We start from the raw sequence: 16265 nt of genomic DNA, 5'->3' as shown, positions 1-16265 counted from the left end.
GTCGGCTCAGGGCGGGGCAGAGGGGGTCAGAGGTGGTGGCGGCGGGCCGTCACCTCGCGGTCGTAGCGTTCACGGGCGGCCGACGCGGCCTCGCGCGAGGCGACCTCGGCGACGGGCACGTCCCACCAGGCCGCCGCGGGCGGTGCGGTGGGCGCCGGGTCGGTCTCGACGTGGACACAGGTCGGCCGGTCCGAGGCGCGGGCCGCGGCGAGTGCCTCGCGCAGTTCCCCCACGGTCTTCGCCCGGACGACGTCCATGCCGAGGCTGGCGGCGTTGGCAGCGAGGTCGACGGGGAGCGGGTCCCCGGTGAAGGTGCCGTCGGCGGCCCGGTAGCGGTAGGCCGTGCCGAAGCGTTCACCGCCGGTCCCCTCGGAGAGGCCGCCGATGGAGGCGTATCCGTGGTTCTGCACGATGACCAGGTTGACGGGCAGCCCCTCCTGCACGGCGGTGACGATCTCGGTCGGCATCATCAGATACGTGCCGTCGCCGACGAGCGACCAGACGGGTGTGTCCGGGGCGGCGAGCTGGACACCGATGGCCGCCGGGATCTCGTAGCCCATGCAGGAGTAGCCGTACTCCAGGTGGTACTGGCGCGGGCCGCGGGTCCGCCACAGTTTGTGCAGGTCGCCGGGGAGCGAGCCGGCCGCGTTGATGACCACGTCGTCGTCGCCGACGACCGCGTCGAGCGCGCCGAGAACCTGGGTCTGGGTGGGCACCGCTGAGTCCTCGGCCGCGTATGCCGCGTCCACCACGGCGTCCCAACGCGCCCGTCCCGCGCGGTACTCGGCCTCGTAGGAGGCGTCCACGCGGTGGCCGGAGAGTGCCTGGGCGAGGGCCGTGAGTCCGGTCCGGGCGTCCGCGACGAGGGGGCGAGCGGCCAGCTTGTGGGCGTCGAAGGCGGTGATGTTCAGGTTGACGAACCGGACGTCCGGATGCTGGAAGAGGGTGCCGGAGGCGGTGGTGAAGTCGCTGTAGCGGGTGCCCACGCCGATGACCAGATCGGCGGTCCGGGCGATGTCGTCGCTGACGGCGGTGCCGGTGTGGCCGATGCCGCCGAGGTCGGCGGGGTGGTCGTGGCGCAGGGATCCCTTGCCCGCCTGGGTGGAGGCGACGGGGATGCCGGTGGCGTCGACCAGTGCCTCGAGCGCCGCCTCGGCCTCGCTGTGGTGCACTCCCCCGCCGGCCACGATGAGCGGGCGCCGGGCCATGCGGATCGCCCCGACGGCCGCGGCGAGTTCGGCCGGGTCGGGGCCGGGACGGCGGACCCGCCAGACGCGTTCGGCGAAGAACTCCTCGGGCCAGTCGTGGGCCTGCGCCTGCACGTCCTGCGGCAGGGCGAGGCTGACGGCGCCCGTCTCGGCGGGGTCGGCGAGGACGCGCATCGCGTTCAGCGCGGACGGAATCAGCGTCTCGGGGCGCGTGACGCGGTCGAAGTACCGCGACACGGGACGCAGGGTGTCGTTGACGGACAGGTCGGCCTCGACGGGGTGCTCCAGCTGCTGAAGCAGCGGGTCGGCGGGGCGCGTCGCGAAGTAGTCGCCGGGCAGCAGCAGGACGGGGAGACGGTTGATCGTCGCGAGGGCCGCGCCGGTGACGAGATTGGTGGCTCCAGGTCCGATCGACGTGGTGACGGCCTGGGCGGAGAGGCGGTTGAGGTGGCGCGCGTGACCGACGGCCGCGTGCACCATGGCCTGTTCGTTGCGGCCCTGGTGGAAGGGCATGACGTCCTCGCCGGCCTCCAGGAGCGCCTGGCCGACGCCCGCCACGTTGCCGTGGCCGAAGATTCCCCAGGTGCCGGTGATGAGCCGGCGGCGGACCCCGTCGCGCTCGCTGAACTGCGCGGCCAGGAAGCGGACGAGGGCCTGGGCGGTCGTCAGCCGGCGGGTGGTCGGGCTCATCATGACCTCTCGGGGGCGGTGTAGAGGGGCAGGCGGGGGTCGACCGGCCGGTCGGGCCAGGTGGCGCGGATCCAGGCGTGGTCGGGGTGGTCGCTGATCAGCCAGGCGCGGTCGGGGTCGGGGCCCGCCATCACGTTGAGGTAGTACATGTGGTGGCCCGGCACGGCCATGGAGGGGCCGTGCCAGCCGTCCGGGATGAGCACGACGTCGCCGTCGCGCACCTCGGCGAGGACATCGGTTCCGGTGCCGCGGCCGGAGGGCGAGACCCGCTGGTAGCCGAGGCCGGGGACGCCGTCGTGCGCGGTGAACTCGAAGTAGTAGATCTCCTCCAGTTCGGACTCCTCGCCGGGCCGGTGCTCGTCGTGCTTGTGCGGCGGGAAGGAGGACCAGTTGCCGCCCGGTGTGATCACCTCGACGGCGATGAGCCGGTCGCAGTCGAAGACATCCGCCGCACCGAAGTTGTTGACCTGCCGCGAGCAGCTGCCGGTGCCGCGCAGCTCGACCGGCACCGAGGACGCGGGTACGTGGCGGGCGGGCAGCCGGCGGTCGCAGCGGGCGCCGGTGAGCGCGAACCGGCCGCCGTCGCGGGAGGTGAGGGCGACCTCCGCGTCGCGCGGGACGTACGCGAAGTCGGTCACGCCGTCGAACACGCCGGTCCGCCCGGCCAGCGGGAAGGTGTCGTCGCCGACGGCGACGGTGCAGCCGCCGGCGAGCGGCAGGACGATCCACTCGCTGTCGCCGGTGGCGAACGTGTGCCGGCCGCCGGGCGGCAGCTCCAGTACCCGCAGGGACGAGTGGGCCCAGCCGGCCGACGCGGGCGAGACCTCGACGGCGTAGCCGCCGGTGCCGGCCCTGCCTGCGGGCAGGTGGTGCGTGGTGGTCATCGGGTGGCTCCTGTACGGGGGTGCGCGCGCTGTGACGCGGTACGGGGTGGCGGCGGCTCGGTGGGGCGTCGGTGGCGGGTGACTCCCTCCCGGGGCGGGGGCGTTCGCGGGGTTTTGCGGGGCGGTGAATGTCCGCGGGGTGCCCGGAGTACCCGTACCCGCTTTCGCGCGGAGTTCGTACGGGCTTTCAGAGCAGGCCGACCGCGGTGTCGACCGCCGTTTCCACATCTCCCTCGGCGGGGTAGAGCAGCGAGCGGCCGACGACCATGCCCTGCACGGTGGGGAGCCGCAGCGCCTTGCGCCATCTCTCGTAGGCGGCCTCCTGGTCCTTGCCGACCTCGCCGCCGAGCAGGACGGCGGGCAGGGTGGAGGTCTCCAGGACCTGGGCCATGTCGTCGGGGTCGCGGGTGACCGGCAGTTTGAGCCAGGTGTACGCGGAGGTGCCGCCGAGTCCCGAGGCGATGGCGATGGAACGGGTCACCGCCTCGGCGCCGAGGTCGTTGCGGACCTCGCCCGCCTCCCGCCCGGAGATGAATGGCTCGACGAACAGCGGCAGTCGGCGCGACGCCATGGCGTCGACGGCACCGGCGGCGGTGGCCAGCGTCTCCAACGAGCCGGGGTCGTCGTGGTCGATGCGCAGCAGGAGCTTGCCGGCGTCGAAGCGGAGCCGCTCGATGTCCTCGGGGCGGTGTCCGGTGAAGCGGTCGTCCATCTCGAAGGAGGCGCCGGCGAGTCCGCCCCGGTTCAGGGAACCCATCACGACCCTGTCCTCCAGGACGCCGAGCAGCAGCAGGTCCTCCAGGATGTCGGCGGTCGCGAGCACGCCGTCGACGCCGGGCCGGGACAGTGCGACGCAGAGCCGTTCGAGGAGGTCGGCGCGGTTGGCCATGGCGAGCCGGCGGTCTCCCGCGCCGAGGGCGCCGCGTGCCGGGTGGTCGGCGGCCACGATCATCAGGCGCCCGGTGGGGCCGACGAGCGGGCGGCGGGTCCGGCGGGCGGCCGCTTCGGCGATGGCCTCGGGGTGGAGGGCGCGCACCGTGACGAGGTCGGGGATGGTGATGCTCACGTCGGGCTCCGTTCGGGGGTGGCGTCGGTCAGCCCGTTCACCCGCGCCTCGGTGGTGGGCCGGGGTACGGCCGGCCCGCGCCGGCAGGACGCTCCCGATGTGGGGGTGCGGGCAACGGGACGCCCGGTGGATCCAGGTCTAGGACCCGCGACTCCCGACTGTCAAGACTTTGTACGGACATTCGGACCTGCTCCTGAAATGATGTCTTAACAAAGTCTTGACAGCGGGGTGTCGCAGGGGCTTGTATCCCGTCCCAACGAACCGCCGCTCCACCGGCTCACGCCCGGACCTCGCCGTCCGGGTCCCGCACGGGCCCCGCTCCCGACGCCGCCCCGTTCCCTTTCCCCGGCCGCACAGTGAGGTGCTGGAAAGATGGATCGCACGCCCCACCCCCGTTCACGGAGAATCGCTCCCCTCGTGGCTCTGGTCGCCGCGTCCGCCCTGCTCGCCGCCGGCTGCTCCAGCGGTTCGGGTGGCAAGAAGGCCGAGGAGAGCGCGGACGGCGCCGCCGCCGGCAAGGCCAACACCCCTGAGATGAAAGTTGCCCTGATCACCCATCAGGCTCCAGGGGACACGTTCTGGGACATCGTCCGCAAGGGGGCCGAGGCCGCCGCCGCCAAGGACAACATCAAGCTGGTCTACTCCGCCGACCCGAACGCCGGCAGCCAGGCGAACCTCGTCCAGAACGCGATCGACCAGAAGGTCGACGGCATCGCGATCACCCTCGCCAAGCCGGGCGCCATGAAGTCCGTGGTCGGCAAGGCGACATCGGCCGGCATACCGGTCGTGGGCCTCAACTCCGGTGTCAGCGACTGGAAGCAGCTCGGCCTGATGGAGTTCTTCGGCCAGGACGAGACCGTCGCGGGCGAGGCCCTGGGCAAGCGGCTGAACTCCGAGGGCGCCAAGAAAGCCGTCTGCGTGGTCCACGAACAGGGCAACGTCGGGCTCACCCAGCGCTGCGACGGCGTGAAGAAGACGTTCGACGGCAAGACCGAGACCCTTTACGTCAACGGCACCGACATGCCCTCCGTGAAGTCGACGATCACCGCGAAACTCAAGCAGGACACGGCGATCGACTACGTCCTCACGCTCGGCGCCCCCCACGCCCTGACCGCCGTGCAGTCGGTCGCCGACGCCGGCAGCAAGGCGAAGATCGCCACCTTCGACCTCAACAAGGAGCTCACGGGCGCCATCAGCAAGGGGACCATCCAGTTCGCCGTCGACCAGCAGCCCTATCTGCAGGGCTACTTGGCGGTGGACTCACTGTGGCTCTACAAGAACAACGGCAACTACAGCGGTGGCGGCGAGCAGCCGACGCTGACCGGTCCGGCCTTCGTCGACAAGAACAACGCCGACTCCGTCGCCAGGTTCGCCACGAAGGGCACCAGGTGATGAGCGCCCGGCAGGCCGAACCGGCGGTGAGCGCGCCGCCGGATCCCGGCCCCGCACGGACCGGGGGGCGAAGGACGCGGCGTCCGCTCACGCTGCGGCTGCTCGCCCGCCCGGAGGTCGGGGTCTTCCTCGGCGCGGCCGCCGTGTTCGTCTTCTTCCTGATCGCGGCGCCGCCGGTGCGCTCGGGCGCTTCGATGGCGACCGTGCTGTACCAGTCGTCGACGATCGGCATCATGGCCCTGCCCGTCGCCCTGCTGATGATCGGCGGCGAGTTCGACCTGTCCTCCGGCGTCGCGGTGATCACCTCGGCGCTGACCGCGAGCATGCTCAGCTATCAACTCACCATGAACATATGGGTGGGTGTGATCGTCGCGCTCGTCGCCTCGCTCGCGGTCGGGGCGTTCAACGGCTGGATGACGGTCCGCACCGGGCTGCCCAGCTTTCTCGTCACGCTCGGCACGTTCCTCATCCTCCAGGGCGTGAACCTCGCGGTCACCAAGCTGGTCACCGGCAATGTCGCGACCGACGACATCAGCACCATGGACGGCTTCGGCCAGGCGAAGAAGGTCTTCGCGTCGTCCTTCGACGTCGGCGGCGTGCAGGTGAAGATCACCATCGTCTGGTGGCTGGTCTTCGCCGCGCTGGCCACCTGGGTGCTGCTGCGCACCAAGTACGGCAACTGGATCTTCGCGGTCGGCGGCGACCGGAACAGCGCCCGCGCGGTCGGCGTCCCGGTGACGTTCACCAAGATCACACTGTTCATGGCGGTCGGATTCGGCGCCTGGTTCGTCGGCATGCACCAGCTGTTCTCCTTCAACACCGTGCAGTCCGGAGAGGGCGTCGGCCAGGAGCTGATCTACATCGCCGCCGCCGTGATCGGCGGTTGCCTGCTCACCGGCGGCTACGGCTCGGCGGTCGGCCCGGTCTTCGGCGCCTTCATGTTCGGCATGGTGAACCAGGGCATCGTGTACGCGGGCTGGAATCCCGACTGGTTCAAGGCCTTCCTCGGCGTGATGCTGCTCGGCGCCACGCTCGTCAATCTGCTGGTCCGCCGCACGGCGACCCGGAGGTGAACCGACCCATGACAGCCAACGGATCCGGACCATCGGGCGCCGACCTCCCGGACACTCCGCCCGAGGACGGCACCCGCGCGATCGTCGAACTGCGGGGGGCCGGCAAGTCGTACGGCAACATCCGCGCCCTGCACGGGGTTTCGCTGACCGTCCACCCCGGCCGGGTGACCTGCGTGCTCGGCGACAACGGCGCAGGCAAGTCCACCCTCATCAAGATCGTCTCCGGGCTGCACCGGCACACCGAGGGCGAGTTCCTCGTGGACGGCACGGCGGTGCGCTTCAGCACTCCGCGCGAGGCGCTCGACAAGGGCATCGCGACCGTCTACCAGGACCTGGCGACCGTGCCGTTGATGCCGGTCTGGCGGAACTTCTTCCTCGGCTCCGAGCTGACGAGGGGCCCGTGGCCCGTACGCCGTCTCGACACAGCACGGATGAAGCGGACCGCGGACGAGGAACTGCGCACGATGGGCATCGCCCTCGACGACCTCGACCAGCCGATCGGCACCCTCTCCGGCGGCCAGCGCCAGTCCGTCGCGATCGCCCGCGCCGTCCACTTCGGCGCCCGCGTCCTGATCCTCGACGAACCGACCGCCGCACTCGGCGTCAAGCAGTCCGGTGTCGTCCTGAAGTACATCGCGGCCGCCCGGGAGCGTGGCCTCGGCGTCATCTTCATCACCCACAACCCGCACCACGCCTACATGGTCGGCGACCATTTCAGTGTGCTGCGCCTCGGCACTCTCGAACTCAGCGCCGCCCGCAGCGAGGTGAGTCTGGAGGACCTCACCCACCACATGGCGGGCGGCGTCGAACTCGCCGCGCTCAAGCACGAGTTGGCCCAGGTGAGTGGCGTCGACGTGGCGGGGCTGCCGGAGGCGGACGACCTGCGCACGCCGGTCCCTGGGCAGGCGGCGACGGAAGGGACCCCCTGAGGCGCACACGCTTCCCGCCCTGCGGGGCCGGCCGCGTCAGGGGGAGACGGCGTGGACGATCAGGGACGCCAGCTCGGCGTACGCCTCGGCGTCGCTCAGCCCCGTGCGCGCGGCCACCTCGCCGCGCTGGATCTCCTGCATGGTGGCGGCGACGACCTCGCCGACGAACGCGGCGTGGACATCGCGGAAGGCTCCCGCGGTGACGCCGTCCGCGATCAGCTGCCTGATCCTGGCCGCGGCGAGCCGCGTATTGGCCTCGTACACCTCGCGGGCCGGCTCGAACCCGGCCATGTCGTCGAGGAACTGGCGGGACAGCGGCCTCAGCTGCTGCGCGACCGCGTTCAGGTAGACGACCACACGCTCGGAGGGCGCGGAGGTGTCGGCGACCTGCTTCTCGACGGACTGGGCGGCCTCGCGGAAGTAGTGCTTCACCGCCTCGCGCACCAACTCCTGCTTGCTGCCGGCCAGTTGGTACAGAGTGGTCTTCGAGCAGCGCAGCCGCTCGGTCAGCTCGTCGAGCGTGAAGGCCGCGAACCCCTCGGCCACCAGCAGCGCTACGAGCCGTTCCAACAGGTCGGTCTGGCGCGCGGTGCGGCGAGGGGACGGCATGATCTCAGCGTAACCGCTCCCCCTCGGAGGCGACCGTCACCCCTGGGAGGCGCCTCCGGACACGGCGGACTCCGCCCGGCGACCCGACGACTCCTGAAATGCGCGACCCCGCGACTCGGCGACGAACCCTCTTGCGGAGAACTCAGCGGGGAGGGCGGACACGACCGGACACGCCCTCACCCGGACCTTCGGCGCCCAGAACCCGACGCCCGACAGGCCGGCACGGTCACCCATGGCCGAGCGGTACCAAAAACGATACTCTTGTATCGCCTGGAGTATCAAAATCCCGCAGCGCGGGACCGCACCCCCGAGGACGTCCCATGCCCGCGACCCGCACGCTCCCCTCACCGGAAGCCGTCGACCTGATCGCCTTGACGCGCGAGCTCGCCGAGAAGGAGCTCGCCCCGCGCGTCGCCGAGGCGGAGGCCGAGGGACGCTTCCCCCGTGACGTCTTCCGGACGCTCGGACAGGCCGGCCTGCTGAGCCTGCCGTACCCCGAGGAGTTCGGCGGCGGCGACCAGCCGTACGAGGTCTACCTCCAGGTGCTGGAGGAGATCGCCGCCGTGTGGGCGAGCGTGGCCGTCGGTGTCTCGGTGCACGCCCTGTCCTGCTACGCCCTGGCCGCGTTCGGCACCCCGGAGCAGAAGAAGGAGTGGCTGCCCGACATGCTCGGCGGCGAGCTGCTCGGCGCCTACTGCCTGTCCGAGGCGCACGCCGGTTCCGACCCGGGGGCGATGCGCACCCGCGCCGTACGGGACGGCGACGACTACGTGCTGAACGGCGCCAAGGCCTGGACGACCCACGGCGGCCACGCCGACTTCTACACGGTCATGGCACGCACCTCGGACTCGGACTCGCACGCCATCTCCTGCTTCCTCGTCCCCGCCGACACACCGGGCGTGGTGGCCGATCCCCCGGAGCAGAAGATGGGCCTGACCGGTTCCGCGACCGCCACGGTCCGCTTCGAGAACGCCCGGGTCCCCGCCGGCCGCCGGCTCGGCGCGGAGGGCGAGGGCCTGCGGATCGCCTTCGCCGGACTGGACTGCGGACGACTCGGCATCGCCGCGGTGGCGACCGGCCTCTCCCAGGGGGCACTGGACCACGCGCTGCGCTACTCGCGGGAGCGGGAGACCTTCGGCCGGCCCATCATCGAACACCAGGGCCTCGCCTTCGTCCTCGCCGACATGGCCGCGGCGGTCCAGGCCTCCCGGGCCACCACACTGGCCGCCGCCCGCCTGAAGGACGAGGGCCTGCCCTTCCAGTCCGAGGCCTCGATCGCCAAGCTCATCGCGACCGACAACGGCATGAAGGTCACCACCGACGCGGTCCAGGTACTGGGCGGCGCGGGCTACACCCGCGACTTCCCGGTCGAGCGTTACATGCGCGAGGCCAAGGTGATGCAGATCTTCGAGGGCACCAACCAGATCCAGCGCCTGATCATCGGCCGCGGCCTGAAGGACAGCGAACGCGGCACCCTCCAGGTCCGCAACGCGACGAAGTAGGACCCGGGCGGCCGGACGCGAAGACGGCGTACCGGAGGCGTGCCGGACCGGTGCGGGTGCGCGCCGCGTGCACCGAAGGACGTCCGCGCACGTGACCATCGCCGCCCGAGCGCCGATACTTCCGAGGGTGAGCTCCTCGCACCGCCGATCCGCTCCCCGGCCGGGACACCCGGCCGGTCGGGCGCGTTCGCGGCGGGCGGGGCCGGTCCCCTCCGGCCCGCGTCGGCCCGAGCGGGGCCGCGCCGCGGCCGCCGACCGACGGACCTGCCCCAAACGTGGGCATTATGGGAGAAGGAGCCCAGCGACTCTTCTCACCAGGAGGTTCCCATGAAGATGCTCATCAACGTGGCGGAGACGGTGGTGGCGGACGCACTGCGGGGCATGGCGGCGGCTCATCCCGAGCTGACGGTGGACGTCGAGAACCGCGTGATCGTCCGCCGGGACGCCCCGGTCGCGGGAAAGGTGGGCCTCGTCTCCGGCGGCGGTTCCGGGCACGAGCCGCTGCACGGGGGATTCGTGGGACCCGGCATGCTGTCCGCGGCCTGTCCCGGCGAGGTCTTCACCTCTCCGGTGCCGGACCAGATGCTGCGGGCGGCGGCGGCCGTGAACAGCGGCGCCGGTGTGCTCTTCATCGTGAAGAACTACACCGGCGACGTCCTGAACTTCGACATGGCGGCCGAGCTGGCCGAGGACGAGGGCATCCAGATCGCCAAGGTGCTCGTCAACGACGACGTGGCCGTCACGGACAGCCTCTACACGGCCGGCCGTCGCGGTACGGGCGCGACCCTGTTCGTCGAGAAGATCGCGGGCGCCGCGGCCGAGGAGGGCGCCCCTCTCGACCGCGTCCAGGCACTGGCCACGCAGGTCAACGAGAACTCCCGCAGTTTCGGCGTCGCCCTCAGCGCCTGCACGACTCCGGCCAAGGGCAGCCCGACCTTCGACCTGCCGGCCGGGGAGCTGGAGCTAGGCGTCGGCATCCACGGCGAGCCGGGGCGGGAACGGCGCGCGATGATGACCTCGCGGGAGATCGCGGACTTCTCCGTGCAGGCGATCCTGGAGGACCTCACACCGCGCAACCCGGTCCTGGTCCTGGTCAACGGCATGGGCGCCACTCCCCTGCTGGAGCTGTACGGCTTCAACGCGGAGGTGCAGCGCGTCCTGACCGAGCGCGGCGTCGCGGTCGCCCGCACACTGGTCGGCAACTACGTCACCTCCCTGGACATGGCCGGCGCCTCGGTGACGCTGTGCCAGGTCGACGAGGAGCTGCTGCGCCTGTGGGACGCGCCGGTGAAGACGGCGGGTCTGCGCTGGGGCGTGTGAGCGCGGTCGGCTCGGCATGAGCAGGCAGACAGACAGCCGGGCAGCGCGGTCATCGCTCCGGTGGCCGTGAACCCGGCCGCCAGGAATCGGCCGCCACCGGAGGTCGAGCGGCCGACTCAAGGTCAACTTCCTTACCACGCAAGGAGATTCCGTGCTCGACGCCGAATTCTTCCGCCGTTGGATGACGGCGACCGCCACGTCCGTGGACCGCGAGGCGCAGCGGCTCACCGACCTGGACTCGCCGATCGGCGACGCCGACCACGGCAGCAATCTGCAGCGCGGGTTCGTCGCGGTGGCGGCCACGCTGGAGAAGGAGGGCCCGGACACCCCCGGGGCCGTGCTCACCACCGCCGGCAGGCAGCTCATATCGACGGTGGGCGGCGCGTCCGGGCCGCTGTACGGAACCCTGCTGCGCCGGACGGGCAAGGCACTCGGGGACGCCGGTGAGGTCAGCCAGGAACAGCTCGCGGACGCGCTGCAGGCGGGCGTCGACGCGGTCATGGCGCTGGGCGGAGCCGCGCCCGGCGACAAGACCATGATCGACGCCCTGGTGCCCGCCGTCGACGCGCTGGGCGAGTCGTTCGGGGCCGCGAAGGCGGCGGCCGAGGAGGGAGCGGCGGCGACGACGCCCCTCCAGGCCCGCAAGGGCCGGGCGAGCTACCTCGGAGAACGCAGCATCGGCCATCAGGACCCGGGCGCGACATCCGCGTCGCTGCTGATCGGAGCACTGCTGGAGGCAGCCGGTGAGTGACACCACGAACACCACCCGGACCACCGGGACCGCGGGAAGGCTCGTGGGCATCGTGCTGGTCTCCCACAGTGCCGCCGTCGCGTCGTCCGTCGCCGAGCTGGCGACGGGCCTGGCCGGTGGCGGCACGACCGCTCCCGTCGCCGCGGCCGGCGGCACGACGGACGGCGGTCTCGGCACCAGTTCGGAACTCATCGCCGCGGCGGCCGCCTCCGTCGACGGCGGGGCCGGCGTAGCCGTGCTGATGGACCTGGGCAGCGCGGTACTGACGGTCAAGGCGCTGCTCGCCGAAGGTGACGAACTCCCCGACAGCACCCGCCTGGTGGACGCCCCGTTCGTCGAGGGCGCGGTGGCCGCGGTGGTCACGGCGTCGGCGGGCGCGGACCTCGCCGCGGTGGAGGCGGCGGCAGCGGAGGCGTACAGCTACCGCAAGGAGTGAGGACGACCTGCCCCCGGCGAGTCCGAGACGTCCCGGCAGCCGCGACGGAGTCCACGTCGCGGCTGTCGTCGTACACGCGGGCCGTCGTACGCGCGGGCCGCCGGGGCTGCCGCCGTCCCTGGAGCGTCGGGGTGCCGGGGTGCCGGGGTGCCGGGGCGTCGGGGTGCCGGGGCGTCGGGGCGTCGGGGCGTCGGGGCGTCGGGGCGTCGGGGCGTCGGGGCGTCGGGGCAGAGGATCCTGCGCGGAGACGCGCGGGAACCCGATCGTTCGGACGGTCGCGGTCACCTCGCGCCGTACGGCCTCCGGAACGGACTCGTCCCCGTCGGTGCGCCGTGTCAGGAGATCCCTCGCGCCGCCACGCCGAGGGCCGACCGGACGGTCGCGGTCACCTCGCGCCGCACAGCCTCCGGAACGGACTCGTCCCCGTCGGTGCGCCGTGTCAGGAGATCCCTCGCGCCGCCACGCCGAGGGCCGACCGGACGGTCGCGGTCACCTCTGAGTGCGCGGTCTCCGGACCGCTCTCGTCGTCGGTGCGCCAGGCGTAGTGCTCGACCGCCGCGCGCAGCGCCGCGTTGAGCATGGCCGCCTGGATCTCGGAGCGCAGGTCGACGGCGGCGAGCCCGGCCCGGTCGGCGAGGGCGCGGGCGAAGGCCGGTTCGGCGTCGTCATGGGCCTGGAGCCAGACGGCCCGCAGTCCCGGCTCGGTGCGGGTGAGCCGCAGCAGCGCGCGGACCCGTGGCACCTGCGGGAGCGGTATCAGGCCCTCGCCGCTCGTGGCGCGTTCCAGCGCGGTCTCCAGCGGGCCGCCCTCGGGCCAGGCCCGCAGGGCCGCGGCGATCGCGTCGATCCCGGCCGCGAACAGCGGGCTGACACAGCTCTCCTTGCTCGGGAAGTAGCGCCACAGGGTCCGCGACGAGACGCCGACTACCTGGGCGATCTGCTCTCCGGTGGTGGCGGTCACGCCCTGGTCGACGAAGAGTTCCACCGCCGCGCGGGCGATCTCCTGACGGAACGCGGCCCGGCGCTCGTCGGTGAGCGGGGGTCGGCCGGTGCGGCCGCGCCCCCGGCCCGCGTGATCGCCGATCGAACCGTCCGCCACCGCTGACTCCTCGGATCCGCCCGCGTCCGCCGCCCGGGACCGGGGGCGGGGCCCGAGTCTAGCGATCTCCTCGCAGCCTCCGAGACTTTCTGTCATTCAACGACATTAAGTCGTACTGTTACCGCGCGGCATCTCCGCCGCACCTTCGTACGCACCTCTGGGAGAACGTCATGACCATCACGGGACTGGACGGCCGCAGCGTCATCGTCACGGGCGCGGGCTCGGGCATCGGCCGTGCCACCGCGCTCGCGTTCGCGGCCGAGGGCGCGCGCGTGCTGGTGGCCGATCTGAATCCCGGGGGTGCCGCGGCGGTCGTGGCGGAGATCGAGGCGGCGGGTGGCACCGCCGTGTCGGTGACGGGCGACCTGAGCGAACAGGCCGTCGTCGACCGGGTGACGGCCACGGCGGTGGAGCGCTTCGGCGGCATCGACGTACTGGTGAACAACGCCGGGATCATGGACCGCATGTCGGCGGTGGCCGAGGTGAGCGACGCGGAGTGGGAGCGCGTCATCCGGGTCAACCTGACCGCCCCCTTCCTGCTGGCCCGCGCCGTCCTGCCGCACATGCTCGCCGCCGGCCGGGGCGCCATCGTGAACACCGCCTCCGAGGCGAGCCTGCGCGGCAGCGCCGCCGGGGCGGCGTACACCGCCTCGAAGCACGGTGTAGCGGGGCTCACCAAGTCGCTGGCGGTGATGTACCGGGACAAGGGCATCCGCACCAACGCCGTCGCGCCGGGCGGCACGAAGACCGCGATCACCCTGGACATCGAGGCGGGCGCCCACGGCCCCGCCGCCCTCGCCGCCTACATGGGCAACGTCGGCCGGGCCGCCGAGGCCGAGGAGCAGGCGGCCGCGATCGTGTTCCTCGCCTCGGACGCCGCGAGCAACATCAACGGCGTGATCCTTCCCGTGGACAACGGCTGGGCCGCCGTCTGACGGCCCCGCGCGGCGAACGCGCTCAGCGTCGGGCGGCCTGGCACGCACATCGTCGGGCCGTTGAACGCCCGTCGCCACGCGGCCGTTCGGGACACCGCGGCGGGTTCAGCCCCCGCTCACGAACGTCCGGGCCAGCCGCTCCCCCGCCGCCACCGCGGCGGCGTGGTCCTCGATGGGTGAGACACGGGAGTTCTTGAAGACGATGTAGGTGACCCCGGACGGGGTGCCTCCGCCGCGCGGGTCGGGGCGGATGCCGAGAGCCTCGGCCGTCGCGTACGAGGCCTCACCGATGATGTCGCTCGGGCCGGTGTCGCCGACGACGGCGTACTGGACGCGGTCGCGGTAGATCACGGCGGCCACCGAACCGGCCCCGATGCCCTGGTCCCGGTGGTTCCAGATGCTGCTGGGGGCGGGGACGACGATATAGGGCAGGGTCTCGGCGCTCAGGTAGCGGCCGTCGGACTGCTGGAAGGCCGTGGCGTCGGAGAAGAGCGGGTCGGTGCGGCTGTTGCACAGGCTGCCCGGTCTGCCGTCGCAGTCGATGTCCATGTCGGCCTTCCAGAAGACGGCGCTCCCGGTGCCGCAGACCGGGATGTCGGCGGGTGTGCCGTCGTCGGTGCGGTAGCGCCCCTTGGAGACGGGAGCGCAGTCGCGCGTCCTCGCCAGGAGGTCGGCGGCCCCGACGGAACCCTCCCGGACGGCCGGGGCGCGGCTGCCCGGGTGGCCGGCCGTGGGAGCCGAGGGCAGCGCCGCCGGAGCGGAGGCGAGCAGGGCGGCGGCGGCCGCGGCCAGCGTCAGCGACTGGACACGCACGATGGGAGACCCTCTCCTGGGGGACACGGAGTCACCTGCCCCAATGTGGTGGGCGGCTGACAGTGCGTCCACCGGAGAGGGGCCGGACGATGCACGCGCCTGCCCGGGACCGAGGCAAGGAATCCGGGGCGTGACGCCCTGTCCGCCGCGGGCGCCGCACGGCCGAGGACCCGAGCCGGGGTCGGCTCCGGCCACTCGACCGCACGCGCCGGCGCGGGATCAGCGACGACAGCGGGTCCGCGCCGTGGGCAGGAACTCCCCGGCGATCAGGGCGAGTTCAGGCCGCGTCAGGGATCAGCATACGTACCTCCCGCACACTCCGGTCATCGGCCCGTCACCCCTCTTGATGTGGCCGCGTCAGCCGTGTCTTATAGGTACAGACCAATCCCGTCGAGGGAAGGCGGCCCCGTGCGAGGCGTTCCCCCCACCGTCCTGCGCGTGCTGGTGTGCGGCGCGCTGCTCGTGCTCCCCTCCTGCGGATGGGGCGCGCCGTCAGCGGAGCAGGGCGAGCGAGTGCCCGCGGCTCCGCTCGGTGTGACCGCCGCGGCGGGCAGCGCGACCAGCGTCCACGTGATGTGGAACCTGGCCGCCGAGGACCCGCCGGTCGCCCACTACACGGTGTACCGCGGGAACACCGAGGTCGACGAGGTCGCCGGCTCCGAGCACATGGTGGACGTCACGCGGCTCGAACCGTCCACCACCTACCTCTTCACGGTCCGGGCGCGGAGCTCCGCGGGAGCCCTGGGACCGGCGAGCAAGCGGGTGCGGGCCACCACCCCGGCCGCGGTCGCGGCCGATCGCACGCCGCCCACCCGCCCCGGCGGCCCGCACGGCAAGGCGGTCGGCAGCCGGGCGGTGCAGTTGTCGTGGACCCGGTCGACGGACAAGGGCGGCGTCGCCTCGTACGACGTCTACCAGGGCACCTCGAAGATCCACAGCGTCGGCGGCGCGCAGACGGCGACCGTCGTCACGGGACTGCGGCCCGGCACGGCCTACGCCTTCACCGTGCGCGCCCGCGACGCGGCGGACAACACCTCACCGGCGAGCGAGACCGTCCGGCTCAGCACCGCGCCGGGTTCCGACGACGGCCGGGGCACGGCACCGACGGCGTTCCGGGCGAAGACCCACCGGGCGGACGGGGCGTACTACGTCGACCTGTCCTGGATCGCGCCCGAGGTGGACGGCGTGATCAGCGAGTACCAGATCCATCTCGACGGACACGCCGCGACCTCGCTCGTCTGGGGCGGCGACCCGCCCCGCGGCACCGCCACCTACAGCTTCTACGTGGGCCGGGAGGCCGGTGCGGCACACCGGGTCCGCCTCAGGGCGAAGCTGCCCGACGGCACCTGGGGCGGGTTCTCGGCGGAGCGCTCCGTGACGACCGGGAGCTGACGCCCGCGCGGCGGCCCGGCGGGGTGCGGTGCCTCGCCCGGCGGCCGGCCCGGAACACCGTCCGCGGTCCGCCGGACGATGGAATCCGTCACCTGCCCGGTCCCCGTCGGCGTGCGGGCCGGGCCCGGAGCGCTTTTGCTCTCCCTGAGGCAGCACGGGCCCTCCG

15 protein-coding genes are annotated in these 16265 nt (G+C 72.6%); 9 read left to right on the top strand and 6 right to left on the bottom strand.

Features of this window, described 5'->3' with window-relative positions:
* Positions 1 to 26: 26 nt before the first annotated feature.
* From iolD to ABZT74_RS15390, 3 genes are all read right to left on the bottom strand, one after another.
* Complete coding sequence (iolD, locus tag ABZT74_RS15400) at positions 27 to 1898, bottom strand: 3D-(3,5/4)-trihydroxycyclohexane-1,2-dione acylhydrolase (decyclizing) (protein WP_356435343.1); 1872 nt, start codon at positions 1896 to 1898, stop codon at positions 27 to 29.
* Positions 1898 to 2782 (bottom strand): 5-deoxy-glucuronate isomerase, encoded by an 885-nt coding sequence (gene iolB, locus ABZT74_RS15395; RefSeq protein ID WP_356435269.1) that lies wholly within the window; start codon positions 2780 to 2782, stop codon positions 1898 to 1900. Before iolB ends, iolD begins: the two co-directional genes overlap by 1 nt.
* A gap of 187 nt (positions 2783 to 2969) precedes the next feature.
* Positions 2970 to 3848 (bottom strand): deoxyribose-phosphate aldolase, encoded by an 879-nt coding sequence (locus ABZT74_RS15390; RefSeq protein WP_356435267.1) that lies wholly within the window; start codon positions 3846 to 3848, stop codon positions 2970 to 2972.
* 372 nt (positions 3849 to 4220) lie between these two features.
* On the opposite strand from ABZT74_RS15390, the gene ABZT74_RS15385 reads away from it, so the two are divergent.
* Genes ABZT74_RS15385 through ABZT74_RS15375 form a run of 3 tightly spaced genes read left to right on the top strand, consistent with a single transcriptional unit; the run spans position 4221 to position 7242 of the window.
* Positions 4221 to 5240: a sugar ABC transporter substrate-binding protein gene (locus ABZT74_RS15385; RefSeq protein WP_356435265.1), complete on the top strand. Its 1020-nt coding sequence runs from the start codon at positions 4221 to 4223 to the stop codon at positions 5238 to 5240.
* Positions 5240 to 6313 carry an ABC transporter permease gene (locus ABZT74_RS15380; protein ID WP_356435263.1) on the top strand — a complete coding sequence of 358 codons (1074 nt, stop codon included), beginning with the start codon at positions 5240 to 5242 and terminating at the stop codon, positions 6311 to 6313. The genes ABZT74_RS15385 and ABZT74_RS15380 overlap by 1 nt, the downstream gene beginning before the upstream one ends.
* A gap of 8 nt (positions 6314 to 6321) precedes the next feature.
* A complete protein-coding gene (locus ABZT74_RS15375) occupies positions 6322 to 7242 on the top strand; it encodes an ATP-binding cassette domain-containing protein (protein WP_356435260.1) in 921 nt (306 codons plus the stop codon).
* Between the two features lie 36 nt (positions 7243 to 7278).
* Here ABZT74_RS15375 and ABZT74_RS15370 read toward each other — a convergent pair whose 3' ends face one another.
* The gene (locus ABZT74_RS15370; RefSeq protein ID WP_355872740.1) at positions 7279 to 7851 is read right to left on the bottom strand and encodes a TetR/AcrR family transcriptional regulator; all 573 of its coding nucleotides are present in this window, start codon (positions 7849 to 7851) and stop codon (positions 7279 to 7281) included.
* A gap of 320 nt (positions 7852 to 8171) precedes the next feature.
* On the opposite strand from ABZT74_RS15370, the gene ABZT74_RS15365 reads away from it, so the two are divergent.
* The 4 genes from ABZT74_RS15365 to ABZT74_RS15350 all read left to right on the top strand — a co-directional run bounded on the left by ABZT74_RS15365 (position 8172) and on the right by ABZT74_RS15350 (position 11860).
* Positions 8172 to 9353, top strand: coding sequence for an acyl-CoA dehydrogenase family protein (locus ABZT74_RS15365; protein WP_356175031.1), 1182 nt, complete (start codon positions 8172 to 8174; stop codon positions 9351 to 9353).
* Between the two features lie 327 nt (positions 9354 to 9680).
* On the top strand, positions 9681 to 10673 hold the full coding sequence (gene dhaK / locus ABZT74_RS15360; protein WP_355872745.1) for a dihydroxyacetone kinase subunit DhaK: 993 nt from the start codon (positions 9681 to 9683) through the stop codon (positions 10671 to 10673).
* 151 nt (positions 10674 to 10824) lie between these two features.
* On the top strand, positions 10825 to 11424 hold the full coding sequence (dhaL, locus tag ABZT74_RS15355; RefSeq protein WP_356435257.1) for a dihydroxyacetone kinase subunit DhaL: 600 nt from the start codon (positions 10825 to 10827) through the stop codon (positions 11422 to 11424).
* Positions 11417 to 11860 (top strand): PTS fructose transporter subunit IIA, encoded by a 444-nt coding sequence (locus ABZT74_RS15350; RefSeq protein WP_356435253.1) that lies wholly within the window; start codon positions 11417 to 11419, stop codon positions 11858 to 11860. Before dhaL ends, ABZT74_RS15350 begins: the two co-directional genes overlap by 8 nt.
* A gap of 439 nt (positions 11861 to 12299) precedes the next feature.
* Here the strand turns inward: ABZT74_RS15350 and ABZT74_RS15345 are convergent, their stop codons facing one another.
* Positions 12300 to 12959 (bottom strand): helix-turn-helix domain-containing protein, encoded by a 660-nt coding sequence (locus ABZT74_RS15345; RefSeq protein WP_356435251.1) that lies wholly within the window; start codon positions 12957 to 12959, stop codon positions 12300 to 12302.
* A 170-nt stretch (positions 12960 to 13129) separates the two neighbouring features.
* Between ABZT74_RS15345 and ABZT74_RS15340 the strand changes: the two genes are divergently transcribed.
* Positions 13130 to 13894: an SDR family NAD(P)-dependent oxidoreductase gene (locus ABZT74_RS15340; protein WP_356175021.1), complete on the top strand. Its 765-nt coding sequence runs from the start codon at positions 13130 to 13132 to the stop codon at positions 13892 to 13894.
* 105 nt (positions 13895 to 13999) lie between these two features.
* Here the strand turns inward: ABZT74_RS15340 and ABZT74_RS15335 are convergent, their stop codons facing one another.
* The gene (locus tag ABZT74_RS15335) at positions 14000 to 14707 is read right to left on the bottom strand and encodes a glycoside hydrolase family 75 protein (RefSeq protein ID WP_356175018.1); all 708 of its coding nucleotides are present in this window, start codon (positions 14705 to 14707) and stop codon (positions 14000 to 14002) included.
* A gap of 408 nt (positions 14708 to 15115) precedes the next feature.
* Between ABZT74_RS15335 and ABZT74_RS15330 the strand changes: the two genes are divergently transcribed.
* On the top strand, positions 15116 to 16099 hold the full coding sequence (locus tag ABZT74_RS15330; RefSeq protein WP_356435247.1) for a fibronectin type III domain-containing protein: 984 nt from the start codon (positions 15116 to 15118) through the stop codon (positions 16097 to 16099).
* Positions 16100 to 16265 lie beyond the last annotated feature (166 nt).

The sequence above is a fragment of the Streptomyces sp. NPDC005302 genome (genome assembly GCF_040607345.1).
Taxonomy (GTDB): Bacteria; Actinomycetota; Actinomycetes; order Streptomycetales; family Streptomycetaceae; genus Streptomyces.
The sequence above is the reverse complement of the archived record's forward strand: the minus strand, read 5'-3'. Positions and strand labels throughout refer to the sequence as shown.

Bases quoted from the DNA above. Each gene is read 5' to 3' on its own strand.
- iolD (WP_356435343.1), bottom strand. From the start codon at position 1,898: ATGAGCCCGACCACCCGCCGGCTGACGACCGCCCAGGCCCTCGTCCGC.
- iolB (WP_356435269.1), bottom strand. From the start codon at position 2,782: ATGACCACCACGCACCACCTGCCCGCAGGCAGGGCCGGCACCGGCGGC.
- ABZT74_RS15385 (WP_356435265.1), top strand. From the start codon at position 4,221: ATGGATCGCACGCCCCACCCCCGTTCACGGAGAATCGCTCCCCTCGTG.
- ABZT74_RS15380 (WP_356435263.1), top strand. From the start codon at position 5,240: ATGAGCGCCCGGCAGGCCGAACCGGCGGTGAGCGCGCCGCCGGATCCC.
- ABZT74_RS15375 (WP_356435260.1), top strand. From the start codon at position 6,322: ATGACAGCCAACGGATCCGGACCATCGGGCGCCGACCTCCCGGACACT.
- ABZT74_RS15370 (WP_355872740.1), bottom strand. From the start codon at position 7,851: ATGCCGTCCCCTCGCCGCACCGCGCGCCAGACCGACCTGTTGGAACGG.
- ABZT74_RS15365 (WP_356175031.1), top strand. From the start codon at position 8,172: ATGCCCGCGACCCGCACGCTCCCCTCACCGGAAGCCGTCGACCTGATC.
- dhaK (WP_355872745.1), top strand. From the start codon at position 9,681: ATGAAGATGCTCATCAACGTGGCGGAGACGGTGGTGGCGGACGCACTG.
- ABZT74_RS15340 (WP_356175021.1), top strand. From the start codon at position 13,130: ATGACCATCACGGGACTGGACGGCCGCAGCGTCATCGTCACGGGCGCG.